The 15211-nt window shown below is 50.5% G+C and carries 7 protein-coding genes; all 7 read right to left on the bottom strand.

Annotated features, from left to right (window positions below; genetic code table 11):
* Positions 1-245, bottom strand: a 245-nt coding sequence (locus IC229_RS08985; RefSeq protein ID WP_223833924.1) for a hypothetical protein, incomplete at its 3' end; no start/stop codon positions are given.
* Positions 246-381: 136 nt separating this feature from the next.
* Complete coding sequence (locus tag IC229_RS08980; protein ID WP_190886621.1) at positions 382-1821, bottom strand: RagB/SusD family nutrient uptake outer membrane protein; 1440 nt, start codon at positions 1819-1821, stop codon at positions 382-384.
* A gap of 27 nt (positions 1822-1848) precedes the next feature.
* Positions 1849-5331, bottom strand: a complete 3483-nt coding sequence (locus IC229_RS08975) for a SusC/RagA family TonB-linked outer membrane protein (protein WP_190886620.1) — start codon at positions 5329-5331, stop codon at positions 1849-1851.
* 364 nt (positions 5332-5695) lie between these two features.
* Positions 5696-7039, bottom strand: coding sequence for an ATP-binding protein (locus tag IC229_RS08970; RefSeq protein WP_190886619.1), 1344 nt, complete (start codon positions 7037-7039; stop codon positions 5696-5698).
* A gap of 24 nt (positions 7040-7063) precedes the next feature.
* A complete protein-coding gene (locus IC229_RS08965; protein WP_190886618.1) occupies positions 7064-8872 on the bottom strand; it encodes an eCIS core domain-containing protein in 1809 nt (602 codons plus the stop codon).
* A 17-nt stretch (positions 8873-8889) separates the two neighbouring features.
* Positions 8890-9414 carry a hypothetical protein gene (locus IC229_RS08960; RefSeq protein WP_190886617.1) on the bottom strand — a complete coding sequence of 175 codons (525 nt, stop codon included), beginning with the start codon at positions 9412-9414 and terminating at the stop codon, positions 8890-8892.
* Positions 9415-9428: 14 nt separating this feature from the next.
* Positions 9429-15197: an eCIS core domain-containing protein gene (locus tag IC229_RS08955; RefSeq protein WP_190886616.1), complete on the bottom strand. Its 5769-nt coding sequence runs from the start codon at positions 15195-15197 to the stop codon at positions 9429-9431.
* Between the last annotated feature and the right edge of the window lie 14 nt (positions 15198-15211).

Here is a 15211-nt window from a genome sequence, read left to right as displayed (position 1 = left end):
ATGGGGAAGTCGGTGATCTGCATGTCGAGATGGTCCTGCCGTTTGGGGAACATGCGGACCATCTGGTTGGGCAGGTGGACGACGGGTCGATTGGTGTTGAGCAGTGGTGCTACGTTCCCAATCGTCGGGTCGATGTAGTTTAATACGTCCGTTGAGTTACCGGTTTTTTTCTGTCCAAAGCCAACCTGAATTCCGACCAGAAGCATGAACAGGCTGATTACCAGACTGATATTTTGTTTCATCATATCAATTGAATGTGGAGAAATCTTTGATTATGAGGTTTTTTGTCATGCTGAGGCACGAAGCATCTTAAAGCCTCCTAACCTGAGAACAAGGAAACCATAAGATGCTTCCTTCGTCAGCATGACAAAAAAATAACCATTAATTATACCCCGGATTTTGAGGCAAAACCGAAGGATTGTTGATAATCTGTATTTCGACCAGCGGAATCGGGAAAACGGCGTTGTGCGCTTTGTAGCCAAGTGGTGTCATCACAGTTGACAGCCGATCCGTTCGGGCTAAGTCAAACCAGCGCACGCCTTCCATCGACAATTCATAAACTCGCTCATCGTAAATTTTGCTACGTAGCTGGTCTTTGGTCATCATGGTGTACACTGGCATTTTGGCGCGGGTACGCACCTGATTCAGATACGTTAATGCCGCATCCGTTTTGCCATTTTCGTTTAGTGCTTCGGCCAGCATCAGCAACACGTCGGCATAACGTATCACTTTCCAGTTTACTTTACTGTCGTTCAGGGTGTTGGTGATCGCTAAATATTTTTTGGTGAACGTAGCAATCTGTAAAAAGCCCTGAAACACGCCGTTATTATCAGTATATCCTTTCGCAACCGTTACGTCACGCCGGAGGTCTTTTGCATCGAACATGTCGAACAGTGCGAGCGTTGGGGTATTTTGCTCACCAGCTCCGCCTTTGATTCCGTAAAACGTTTCAGCGAGTGAGTTCGCTGATTTAGGTAAAAATTTGTTGGAATAGCCACTGCCTGCACCCAGATTGCCGTCCTGATATTCAATATCGAAGATGTATTCATTGTGGTGCTCGTCTTTCGAATAATCGAACAGATCAGCGTAGTTGGCCAATAACGAATAACCCAGGGTTGTTACTTCCTGTAATTTCGCTTCTGCCTTCACAAAGTCCTTGCGCGTCATGTACACCCGCCCCAGAATGGCTTTAGCCGCTCCTTTCGTGACCCGGCCAACATCGGCCCCCGTATATTTAGTTGGTAGTTTGGCTTCGGCGTCCAGTAAATCCTTGATAATGACTTCGTCGTAGATCTTGTCGACTTTTTCACGCGTCTTTGTGTAGCCTTCCTCAATCGTTGTGGGCTTGGTATTCAACGGTACGTCACCAAAGATGCGGACCAGATCGAAATAGGCGAATGCGCGCAAAAACTTAGCCTCCGCTACGTGTCGATCTTTATTTATCACAACGGCTGGATCGGCTCCTTCGATGCTCGATAAAACCAGATTGGCCCGATTGATCGCACTGTAATAATTTCGCCAGGTGGAGATCATCAAATTGGCATCACTGTTCATATTGAATTTATCGACCGACACCAGAAAGGCATCATTGCCCAGCGCGTGCCACGAGCCATCGGACCGCAGATCACCGAATATCCAGAAATCCTGGTACTGGTTCCGGAGCGAACTGTAAATACCGACAACAGCATCCTGAAAATCTTTGTCCGTTTTATAGACCGCATCGACGCTGACCGTCGAAATGGGATTCAATTCAATAAAGCTTTTCTGGCACGACGTAGTGAACAGACCTACCAGAATTGTTATGCAAAATATCTTTTTCATGTCTTTCCTGTTTACGGGTTCACTACGTTAAAAACCGACATTTAAACCAACCATGATGCTTTTCTGCAAGGGATAATCGTTGGCTTCGACGCCCGGTTGCAGAGGGTTTTCTGTGGTGCTTGACTCCGGGTTAAACGCCGTGTATTTCGTGAAAATGAAAGGATTATTTGCGTTCATATATACCCGAAGCGAACCGAGTTTTAACCGCTGCGTAATGGCGCTTGGTACTACGTATGCCAGCGTGATGTTGTTGACCCGCAGATACGTACCAGTGTCCAGAAAGAGCTGACTGGGCAGTCGAACCCCACCAGTGGGCGTATCGTTGGGCCGGGGCGTTTTTCCGTCGCCGGGGTCCTGCTCCGATTTCCAGTAGTTGTTGCTGAAAGCGTACCCCCGAACGCGAGCCCGACCACTGTTGCCACCACCCCGCGACGTATTGTAAATCATATTTCCCTGCGAGCCTTGCAGACTAACGCTTAAACTCAGGTTTTTAAAGGAAACGCGATTGGTCATACCGTAAAAAAAGTCGGGATAAGGCGAGCCCATAATCGTTTTGTCGGCGTTGGTAATGACGCCATCGCCATCGATATCGACAAATCGCACATCGCCCACGCGCGAGCGATCACTACCGCCCGGATTGTAAATCGGTCCTTTGTCTAATTCAGCCTGGGTCTTAAAAATACCGTCGACTTTCCAGCCAAAAAACATACCAATCGGTTGCCCAATCATGGTGACACTATTACCTGAGTAAATAGGATCGCCCTGTGGCCCCAGTTTGATGACTTTATTGCGATACGTCGACAGGTTCAGGTCGGTTGTCCATTTGATTTTTCGATCCACATTGACGGTGTTGACTACAAACTCCCAACCCGTATTTTGTACTTCACCAATGTTCTGCAGGGCCGTACTGAATCCGGTGTTATTCGGGATATTCACGTTCAGCAACAGGTCGGTGTTACGGGTCTGGAAATGGTCGATGGAGAGGTTGAGTCGGCTGTTGAAAAAGCTGGCATCAACACCCATATTGACGGATTTTTGTTTTTCCCAGGTCAGGTTTGGGTTTGCAATCCGACCAGGTGCAATGGCCGTTGCTACGCTATTGCCGAGGCCGTAGTTTTCGTAGTTGACGGTAGCGTATTGGTCGTAATTGCCAATATTATTGTTGCCCGTTTCACCATAACTGAGCCGTAATTTGAGTTCGTTGATATTCCGGATATTTTTCAGGAAATTTTCATCCGAAACACGCCACGCCAGCGCTGCCGAAGGAAACAGACCGTATTTATTATTCGCTCCAAAACGCGACGATCCATCGGTACGAATCGAAGCTGTTACGTAGTATTTGCTGTTGTAATTGTAATTTACCCGAGCCAGATATGACAGCAAAGACCACTCGTAGATCGAAGCCGTACCGTTGCTGATCAGCCCGCCCACGGCGCTTAGCGTAGGCACCAGGTTGTTAGGGAATCTATTGCTACTCATTGTGCTAATCTCTCCGCGCTCTTTCTGAACGGTATAACCAGCCAGCCCCGTAATCGAATGTTTGTCGAAGTTTTTGTTATAGTTAAGCGTGTACTCCGTAAGCCAGTTGGTAATCATAGACGCATTATCAGACCCTGTCGGAAGCTCGTTGGCAAAGTAGGGTCGCTGGGGTCGGAAATACATCCCCTTGTTATTCAGGACACTTCCGCCGATCAGAACACTGAATTTTAAATCATTGATGATCTGATAGTCGATGCCGACGTTACCCAGCAAACGCAGGTTCTTCTGGGACGTAATGGTTTCCTGCGCAACGGCTAATGGGTTGTAGATATCCGCCATATCGCCCAGGCCGGCATAATTGAAATAGCTGCCGTCCGGATTCAGCAGGGGCCGGAAATTATGGACCTGTAACGTAGAAGCCACAATACCCAACGTAGCAGCCGTACCACCGCTCACACCTGTGGATGGAAGTGAACGTAGATCTGTATACGACGGATTGACGCTAACGCGCATCGACAGTCGTTTCGACAGTTGCGCATCGATGTTGGTACGTAGCGAATAGCGCTTGAAACCACTGTTGATAATGATCCCATCCTGGTTGAAATACTCTCCACTTACGGCGTATTTGATGTTTTCGGAACCGCCCGTTGCCGATAACTGAATCTGGCTTTGGGGAGCCGTTATCAAGACTTTATCGAGTGAGTTTACGTCGGTCGTGTTACGTCCCTGCAATACGTCCATAATAATCTGAGGAACCGGCGTAGCCCAGCCTGTTGGCGGTCCTGTTACGTCCCGACCAGCATCCAGGTTCTTGTTGCGCATACCATCGTAGAAGAATTGAGCCTGCTCGACTGAATTTTTCATGATGGGCACTTTCAAAACACTTTGCCAGCCGTAATACGTATCCAGGGAAATAGTTGCCTTGCCGGATTTGCCCCGTTTGGTGGTAATAATTACTACGCCATTCGAACCGCGCGACCCGTAAATAGCTGTAGCTGAGGCATCTTTCAGAATGTCCAGTGTTTCGATGTCATTAGGGTTGATAGTCTGAATGTTATCTGTCGGGAAGCCATCCACTACGTATAAAGGACTTGCTCCCGCCGAAATGCTCCCAATACCACGAACGCGGATTTGCGGAGCCGCGCCCGGTTCGCCTGAAACCGTTTTTACCTGCACCCCAGCCACGCGACCAGCTAGTCCCTGTTCAATACGAGTTACGCCCAGATCTTTTACTTCCTTCGCGCTGATGACGCCTACCGAACCCGTTAAGTCTTTCTTCTTAACTGTTCCATAACCTACTACAATTATCTCTTCAAGTGTCTTATTGTCAGTTGATAACGTAACATCTACAATGGTTCGATTGCCAACCGCAACCTCCTGAGCCAGATACCCCACGTAGCTAAAAATAAGCACGGCAGATTCATTCGGGATATCCAGCCTATACTTTCCCTCAGCATCGGACGTAGCGCCCCGTTGCGACCCTTTCACGACGATGCTCACCCCCGGCAAACTCTCCCCTTTTTCGTCAGTTACCCTCCCCTGGACCGGAATATCGGCTAGCCTGTTGTCCAGCGGCATTCTTGGTTCAATCAGCGACGACTCCCGCCTATCAGACTCAGGTTCAGGTTTCTCGATTACGTCGGGTGCGGTTACAGTCTCCGGAGCACCGTTCGTTTCAATTTTCCCGGACGTCCCTCTTGTCATAACCACATAGCCCCCGTTCTTAACTTTCTTATAACGAAGTCCCAATGGTTTCAAAATGGTACTCAGGTTCTGTTCAATACCCATATTGAAGTTGACGGTATTGCCCATCACAAACAGCCCTTCGATGTTCCGATCAAAAAATAGAATGTCAGTTGAATAGTATTCCTGAAGTTTCTTCAGCACATCTTTCAACTTCTGGGGCGAAGCTTTCCACGATTTCTCTCGCTGAGGAAGTTGCTGTGCTTTGGCCAGTACTTGCGAAAATCCGGGCCGTACTCCTCCCAGCACCACTCCAAGCAGAAGCAGTATGCGTACTAGTTTTTTCATAGTTAAGGGGTTCTCGTTAATGATTCATGGATCAGTTTCTTCAAGGGTCAATACAACTACGCCAATCCTCAATACTGCTTCACTGGCGAGTCTTGTTCCGCTGTAATCTCAGGACATATTCCCTGGATATGCTCTTTGTACTTACGTGTAATCCAGTAACGGCCAATTCAAGCCGTTCTATTACAAAGACGATTAAGCGCCAAATAACACTTAGTCTATTTGTACTTATTTTTTCAAAAATTGAATTTAACGACGCAGAATAAGGATTCTGCTCCAGGGCGAACGCCAAAAACGTAGCAACCACTACGTAGCGTAGCGGATCTCCTAATGACGTAGCACTATATAGTGGCTTATATACAATGTATTACAGCATGCGTCCTTCTTTGGCGTATTCCCGCTCGATGCCTTTCTGAAGGTTTTTTAATGTAATAACTTTCGTATTGTCGGCCAGAGCCTGCAAACAGCAGTAGTGCGCTACGTTGGTGATGCTGGAACCGCTCAGTTCGTAGGTGGCCGCAATACGCTCAGGCTGGATGGAATCTTCCAGCGCTACCTGAACAGGAAATGCGTTTTGCCAGAGTTTGCTACGTTCAGCGGTGCCGGGCATGGGGAAATAAATGACCGACTGAAACCGGCGTAAAAAGGCTTCGTCGATGTTAGCTTTGAAATTGGACGCCAGAATCACGATACCCGGATAACTCTCCACCCGTTGTAGCAGATAAGACGCTTCCTGATTGGCGTATTTGTCGTGGGCATCTTTTACGTTGGTGCGTTTGCTGAAAATGGCGTCGGCTTCGTCGAAGAAGAGTATCCAGTTTTTGTGTTGGGCCTTATCGAACAGACTGGATAGATTCTTCTCAGTTTCGCCAATGTATTTAGACACCACCGCCGATAAATCGACCCGAAACACAGGCCGGTTTGTGAACTTGCCCAGTAACGTAACGGTAAGCGTCTTGCCAGTTCCGGGAGGGCCGTGGAATAATGCCCGATAGCCCGGTTTTAGCTGCCGATGCATGCCCCATTCCTGCATTAGTACGTCGTTATATTGAATCCAGGTTTCGAGTTCGCGAATCTGGCGCAACGTAGCGGCATTCAACACCAGATCACTCCATGCCATTTCGGTTGTCAGCAGTTCGGCCGGAAATTCAGAACTGAACGATTCCACGTAATTCGTTCGGAACAGTACGTTATACAGGAAATCGGTATCGATTAATAGTCGACCGCTCATGGGTGGCTCCCCGCCTTTCAGGGTTTCGAGCCGAAGAATGCCATTGGCTGCGAATAAATGTGTTCGGCTGAACAATTTCTGCAACTCGATACGTCGGCTCAGATCATCGCCCGCCAGAATAAAAAGGGCCGTGTCGCCTGTGGGCAGAATACCCCGGTGATTGGTGCCCTTCACGCCACCTAACTCTATGAAGTCGCCACCCTGCGGCAGGTATTTATTCAGGCAGTTTGTGAGTAGTGCTGGCCGAAGATGAGGCATTAACGCCAGCATCAGCACTATAAACTCTTCCGCCGACAGGTTTTGATCGATGACGAACGTAGCGAGCAGCGAGTTTCCGTCAAAAATTGGCGAGGTTGGAAGTTGAAATGCGGGAGTACGCCCAAAGTAAACATTGAGCCGTTCGCAGATGTAGGCTTCCAGGTAGTCGAGACCCGCCTGTAAAACGGGTATCGATGACGTCGGCGGTTGATAGTTAGACATAAGGCAGGTTTGTGGACGTAGTGGTTACGAACGGGAACGTAGCTGGAAGGGAGGAGTTCCGGCAGGTAGGCCCGCGTTGATTAAACGCATCAGCCGCGACAGGTGCCGAGTTTCAACAACCGTTGAACCGGATCCCATCAGACTGGGAACATCGTAGCCACCTCTTGCTCCGATGGCTGGCCGAGCCGCTCCACGAATCCCCTCAACCGTAGACGCCATCATATCCTCAGGACTGAGCGTAATACCGGCGTTACGTACCTCCTGATAACTACCCGGCAGGTTGTACTCGTCTGATGCGCCCAGAATATGCCCGAATTCGTGAGCCACAGTCCGGTCCGATACGTTCAGGAACCAGCAGGTCTGTTCAGATCGGCCCGGTTCGGTTGATGGGCTACATCGCTGTGTTTTATCGGTCATTACCCGAATGCTCATCGCCTGTGGATCGGGTTCGCTCAGGAATAAAGGTACAAAAACCACATTTAACGTATTGACGCCATTCGTGGCCGCAAACTTGTTGTTCCAGGCGTTGGTCATGGCCCGCTGCCAGCGGTCATACACATCGGTGTTGTCCCCAAGGAAGTAAAAACCCTGGCCACTATTTCCGTCCATAAATCGGATACGTACGATTACGCGCAGGTCGTTACCCGAAATATAACTGTTGGCCGATATCGTGCCGGTCATCGTGCTCAGGGCATAGTTGCCAGCCGCGTTTTTTTCATAATGCACCTCATCATACGTAGCATCGTGCCGCTGGCTGATACCTACATCGCTGCGGTGGTCGATGAGACGTAGCATTTCGGGGAGGAGCGCATTTCCGTTAAACTCATGCGCCAGCGCCCGACGTAGCATTTCGTAGAATCGGGCGTCGGTTTGCTGGAGAACGATCATACTGAGCAGATCGACTACCAGCCGGGCATCGCCCATAAACATCGCCATGCTCAGGCGTGTATAGGGTTCGTTTTGTCGATTGTTGAAGAACAAAATCGAGAAGACCGTCCAGAGCGACCGACCCCGGAAGGTTCGGCCAATTTCGTTGAAGAACGTATCACTATAGGCTAATTGGGTAGCCTGCGAGGCCGATAATCCCCGCAAACGACTTAGGAACGTAACGGAGTCGGCACGACCGGGTCGACGGAAAGATTCCAGTACGAAATCGATCAGTTCCTGCTGTTCGCGAAAGGCTTCCTCCCAATCTTCATCGGTCATTTCGTAAAGCTCCGTTGGAGGGGGAACGGTCGTATCTTGCGGGGCCTCCTGTCGCTGAATCTGTCGCTGAACTGCCCCGCTCTGCTGCACGACGTGAGTCAGTTCGTGGGCCAATAATTTTTGCCCACCCGAAGAAGACGTATCGAACCGACCATCGTCGAAATAAATGTCCTTTCCATATGTAAAGGCATGGGCATTTAACTGACGACTCAGCATTACAGCCTGATTGTCAATATGTACACGCACCCCGCCAAAGTCAGTTCCAAACGCCCCTTCCATCTGCTGACGAGTACCGCCAGGCAACACGGAACCCTGCCCGGCCTGATTATCCAGTTGACTCTTTAGCGCGTATGTACCAGATGGAGACGTAGCAGTCGACTGCTCTTGCCGCTGTACGGTTTTCTCCTCTTCCTCGCATTCGGCACATTTGCGCTGGATGGCGGGCGGTACGAACGTAGCACTGGGCAATACGTCGGCTGTGCTGTCACCAGTCACCCGCTCGGCTACGGCATCGGCTTCACGTTCAGAGGCATCGCCCGGCTGGCTCACCGTCAGTGCCGATTTGGCCGCTATGAATGGTACGTTGGTGTGGACTGGTTCCGGTTTATGTAATACCCTATTTTTCATGATTTGCCGAGTTTGCGTTAAAAGCCAGTGTCTGTAAATAAAGCCATTATCGGTTCATCATCCTGCATCAACTTGTTGAACGACAAGCCCGTGAACGTATCGAGCCAGGTTAATAACTGCGTTTCAACCGACGTAGCGTCAGGCGCGAAATCACCTTCCTGCACAATCACCTCGCCACTGAGCTGACTGAAATGCGTGATACGTTCGCCATTCCGAAAATGGGCCAGACCGTAGCTGTTGGTGATGCCGTCGAGGTAAAACACTACGTTCTCGATCTCGCGACTAAGCACCATCAGGCGGTGATCAGCAGGGTAATACGTATCGGCGTCGTAGCTGTGGTCATACGGTAATACATTGTCGTGCATCAGTGCTACGTTGTCAATCAGTCCAATCGCTGTTGGTTCGAACGTACTACTGACAGTGACCGAAAACCGCGCGCGTTCGTAGCAAAACCGCTTGTGAACATCCAGCCGGTTGAGTGCCAGAACGGGGTCGCCGTTGAAGCTGTGTTTGAGATAGATGCCGCCAAATTTCCAGGCCATGCGTTACGTAGCGTTTATTGCGGGACTAATTTCTGTTCTTCGAGCAATTGATAAACGGCTTTGCTCGGATCTTTGGCAAACAGGGCGTCAACCTCCGGGTTTTCAAAAAACTTGAGTTGTTTACGCAGGGTAGGGTCCTGCAACAGCGGATAGATAGACTCCTGATTCGAAGTAAGTTTGCCCGCTATTGATTTCATTTCAATAATTAACATTTCTCCATCTTTTACGGCTACCAGATCGGCCTTGGCGTAGCGAATACCGTCGAAGATTTTCACTTCGCGGAAAACTTTGTAGCCGTTAGCTTCGAGCCAGCGCATGTGCACGAGTGTCCAGAGTTCGCCACGTATCAGGTTTTTGATCGAACGCGATACGGCCGTATTTTCAATTGTACTGATAAGTACCTTCCAGCGCGTGTAATCAACGGTTTTACCCGCCAAGGTACCATCGGCCAGGGCGATACCCCGCCCTTTTTTGATGACCTGTGCATAGGCCGCACTACCTGCCCCGTCGGCCCCTTTCAAAAACTTATCGGGCAGGGTAATTGGCGCATCTTTCGCAAGGGTGTCGGTAATATCCCAGACCTTCTGCGCCGTTGCCTGATACCCATTTGCGGAGTTAGCCATAGCTTTCGCTACGTCGTCGGCAAACGATTTCGACCGGGCAATAGCGTCCAGAGCCTCCTGCATGGTCATGGTGCCGGTGTGTCCTTCCAGAATCTGTATCAGTCTGGGAAGATCGGCCTGGGCGCTCGTACCAGCCTGTTTCGCCAGACTGATCCATTCGGCTTTGGTGCCCTTCACCTTCTGGGTAACGAAGAACAGGTTACTGACAAACTCGACCTGATCGCGATTTATCAGTCGAATATCGCGTAACTCATTCAGTGTGAAATGATTCAGCAGTACGTCGGTTTTGTGCAGACCGGGGTATTTTAAGACTCCCAGTAGCTTGTCCAGTTCAGATGGGTTCGTGTGTGAGACAATCTCATCGACCAGAAACTCGGCCGTTTTGAAGAGACTTTTGTCGCTGCTTTCCAGGCCCGTCAATATTTTGTTAAGGTTATTTAATTTCAGCATCCGACTCATGCTGTCGAGCAGGTTTTCGACCCGTGTGCTGCTGGCTCCTCCCTGCGCCACTACGTTCCTGATAATATTGCTGACCTGATCCGACGGTAATCCCATGTTTACCAGCACGCTAGCCGACGAGCGCATCTGGTCCGTTACGTTCAGACCTTTTGGGAACACTACGTCGACAGTCTTGACTGCCTTGATTGCATCATCAAAATTGCTGTCCAGGCTTTTGATAGCCGCTTCGAGTTTCTCTTCCGATCCACGGCTCTGGTAGATGAGATTGTTGATTTTGGCAATCTCGTCGTTCGACTTACCCGTCATCAGTTTGGTGAGAAACTTGATCTGTTCGGGTGTTACGTTAGGCGGGAAGCAGGGAGATGCGCATTTCTTAAGGGCTAACACCGCCAGCGGATTGTCGGCCAGCGCTTTTCGGAGTACATCGTCGGCTATGAGTTTTTCTAAAGTGCTTTTGTCGGTGATGGGGCCAATTTTGATCAGGTCGTCCATGATCTTGCCCATTTTCTCTGGATTGGCCTTCGTTACCTCTTCCATAATCTTGAGGTAATCGGCCCGCCCCGGCAAATTCACGGCCGCATCCCAAAGTAGCTTGCGCGATTGAGCGTTTTGCAGCAGACTACTCACGGCCAGGTATTCATGCTGGAACTGGAGCGTCTCGCCGAGGGCGGAAATCTGTTTCGCCATGCGCTCCTGCGCGATGCCGAGGTCATTGGTCAGTCCCAGTACGTCGCGCTGGAGCGTCACTTCAAGCGACCGCTGCACCGAAGGCGGCAGACGTTTGGCGTTCAGGGCTTCGACCAGTAATGGTTCTATTTCGCGCAGAATCAGCTTGTTCTTCAGCAGGTTGCCCATCTGCGCGAACTCGGCACCGTATCGTTCGGTTAGCACTACGCCTTTCTGGAAGAAGGTATTCAGGCCACTGGCCTTGAGGTGGTCGGCAAAGCTTAGCGCCTTGCCCGCCGAGGTGGCTTCCCACTCGCCGAAAAGTTTGGCGATTTTGGCCGGATCACCACTGTCTAGCAGGGCTTTCTGTACTTTCAGATCGGTCAGTATGGTCTGGGTGAGGGCGGAATTGCCTGCCAGCTTTCCACTTTCAATGAGCCGCATTAGTTCGGGCAGTTCACCGATGGCTTTCTTGCCAACACCCGCGTACATCCCGACCACGGTTTTCATCAGATCTTCCGACAGATTCAGTTTCGCCAGTCTCGTAAAGGCTTTGGCCAGACCGGGTTCTTTGAGCGCGTCGGCCATGAATCGCACGGCAAACGGACTGTCTTTCAGTACGGTCAGAATCTTGCTGTGTTCGGCATAGTGTACCCAGTCGATTTCTGTCAGCGCTTTTTCGAGTCGCTCAATCCGCCGACCAATGTCAACGGCTTCTTTGCTGCCTGCCTTGAGGGCTGTCTGTCTGAGCTTGCTGGCGGCAATTTCGGCATTGATCGACTCTTGAACGCCCTTCGACAGCTCAATTCCGACTTTTGCCGCTTTGACGAGTCTGGCCGCCTGAACTACATCCAGCCCAACACCCACCAGACTGACGACAAACCAGAAGTAAGAGGGTTTGTCGTGCATGAGCGCCATATTTTCCTCATCGATGGCGGTTTCCGAGGCTTCTCGCCTGAATTTTATGTCCTGAAATGTTTCGTAGGCTTCGTAAGCGCCGTAGGCAATACTGGCGCCGAGGGCCACCCAGCCAACAGGCCCTGATACGAGCGCGAGCAGTCCTAACCCGATACCCAGCGCGGCTTTGAAAATGGTTTTCCAGAAGCCCTCGTCTTTATGGGCTTTGTAGGCATCCATAATAATATTATCGAGTACGGTGCCTTCAATGATGCCCAGTTCCGCTTTTGCCAGGGCAATAACGGGGGGCATTTCCCAGATCAGCTCTACGTTGCCCCGGATGCGCTCGCGGGTGGCCGCAATGTTGTGCAGTACACCATCGTCGGAGGTGCGGGTGCCGATGATTTCGCGTACTTCGTCACGTAGTGATTCGTTGGTTTTCTTGGCGTAATTAGGACCCTTTTCGCGTACGTTGAACTTTGGATTGCCCAGAATTGGAAATACTTCAGACTTGTCTTTCAGGTATTTAAACGCGGTGGCTTCTTCATCGAAGAGTTTAGCGTAGTACGGATTTTTCGTTGATTTTTCCTTTACACTCGCCTGCCAGGCCGATTGTATCTGCGCTTCGTAGATGGCGCCGTCGCATCCCCCTTCGTCGCAGTGTTGATTGGCCATTACGTAGTCCCAGCGGGTTTTGTATTTGTTCGCATCTTTCCCGTCAGTTTGAACGTAGCTGAATCCCTGCATCAGATACGTTTCGGCATTGGCGTAGTAGGTGTTTAGTAGGGTAATCGCTTCCTTTAGTTTTCGGATCTCGTCGATGTTTTCGTAGTGCTGGGATTCGACACTGGCTTTGGCCTCGTTCTGTCCCAACATCTTGAAGGCAATCATGGCGGCATATTGCAGGAACGTTTTCACGAACTGATCCTGTTTGTTCGTGAACTCGTCAATACTCTTGAAACCCAGTCGGTTGAGTTCTTTATCACGCGCTTCGACTTTGGCTTTTAGTTGTTCCTCGACACTTGCGAGTTGTTCCGACAGCATGGTCGATGTATACCCTTCACTTTGGATAACGAGGTCTTTAAAGCTATCACGCTGTTTCTCAAGCGCCTTGACTTCTTTCTGGAGTTGATAGAGCGCGCCCATTGCCTGTAGCGATAGGGCCTGATCGATGATCTGCTCTGAGAGATGTTCTTCGGTAATGCCGCCGGTGCTGCCTTTGGGCTTACCCATAATCTTCTCATAGCTCTCTTTCGTGATGGAATTGACGATATAGCCTTTCGCTACGTCGTCAACGGTGACGTCGCGGTACGAGAGCCAGTGCCATCCGCTGGTGAGCAGGTTTTCCGCTTCACTTTTAGTTAAGGGCATGGCCGCCATAATCGTCCTGATCAGCATGTTATGCTTGATCTCCTCAGCTTTCGAGGGGTCCGACGGAATGTCTTCCTTTGTAACGGCTACCGTGAATCCGATACTATTGGCGTCGTAATAGCTATGGGAGGTTCGAACGTATTTTTCCAGCCGACGGTCGATGAGCCGAAGGGTAATCTGCCCCACTACGCCGTCGATGTCTTTGCCTTCCAGGCCCGAATCCATCTGAAACTGCTCAACAGCCTTAAGGGTATCATCGCCGAAAATGCCGGTTACCGTTTTTTCCTGATCACCTTTGACCAACCTGTAGTCGGCACCTAACGTATAGTTGAGTTGCAGTAGCGCCGACTGGATCACTGCTACGTAGAAACCCTGGTCGCCTTTGCCAATTGTGAAACTGGCACTGCTGTTGACCATATTCAACTGCTTGATTCCCTGAAACAGTCGCGACTCTAATGGTGGCGCTTTCGGGTCGATGGACGTAATGAGCCGGTTCACCCGTTTCAGCATATCAGCACCGAGGCCTATTGCATCGACCTGACTATTTCCGCCGTCTTTTACGTATTTGTCCGCTACGGCGAGCAGTGCGTTCAACGTAGCACTATTGCTGAAATCAGGCTCCAGCATCCCGGTGATGTTTTCGGCGGGATACTTTTTCTCGTCGTTGATTAGCTCATGTAGTTTCTCCTGAAGCTCGTAAACGCGGGTAGCATAAGCATTCGGATGCGAGCCGGGATAAATACCTTCTTCCTCAAAAAGATTGAAAAACTTATACCCGTCATACCAGCTATCGAGATTGGCAGCCTTGGCAGCTTCATATGCTTTTCGCCCACCCATCAAAAACTCATGATACGCCGGTTCGTCGGGTTTGGCTTTCCGCATGGGCTGGGCACTTCCCATTCGCGATACGTTGATTTTGGGCTGCACCGCACCCGTGCTTTGTTGTAGCGTATGAGTTAGTTCATGCGCCAGCAACCACCGACCACTGTCGGTCTGGGGCTGGTATTCGCCCTGGTTGAAGTGAATGTTCTGTCCGTGTGTAAAGGCACGCGCCCGGATGGAGTCGGATGCCTGCCCGGCCGACGTATCGTTATGGATTCTCACCGACGAAAAATCAGCCCCGAACCGAGACTCCATAAACGTAGCAGTATCCCGGTCCATGGGCTGCCCCGACGTAGTGCTACGTTGCAGGTAACTTTCCAGACTAAACCCAGACCCGCCGGACGTATCGTTTTCGTTTGCTTTACGTTGTATAGCATTTTCACTACGTTCCTCCGCTTCGCAATGGCTGCATTTCAGCATCAGGTGCGTTTGGTCGCTACGTTCTTTCGCCTGAATAATGTTTGGCCGATCTTCTTCCTCGTCGATTGGCGCCCGCATAATGGTCGACCAGTCGAACGAGTAGCTGGGCTGCTCTTTGGCCTGAACCTCAGGTTGTTCCTGCTTCTCTTCCTCTTCGCAGGCTGCGCATTTGGGCATTACGTCAACTCCGTTGCTGGCGGGTGCTACGTGGTTGTCGTCACCTCCACCTGACCCGTCATTCCCGGCTGCTGGCTGTGCCATACGCATAACGTGGTTGGCGGTGGCATCGGCTTCCTGCTCGAAAGCATCGCCGGGTTGGCTGATTTCGAGTTTAGGCTGGACAAGGGCTTTCGGAAAAAAAACGTCAGGTGATGACTCCGTCGGCGACCCTAGAAAAGGGCCTTTCTGCCCGGATGCAGGCAGTCTCGATAGGGCTTTGGCCGATTTTTTAGTTCCGATTTCCATTATTACCTACTCTG

It is taken from the genome of Spirosoma profusum, from assembly GCF_014699005.1.
GTDB lineage: Bacteria > Bacteroidota > Bacteroidia > Cytophagales > Spirosomataceae > Spirosoma > Spirosoma profusum.
This window is presented reverse-complemented; position numbering and strand designations above follow the sequence as displayed.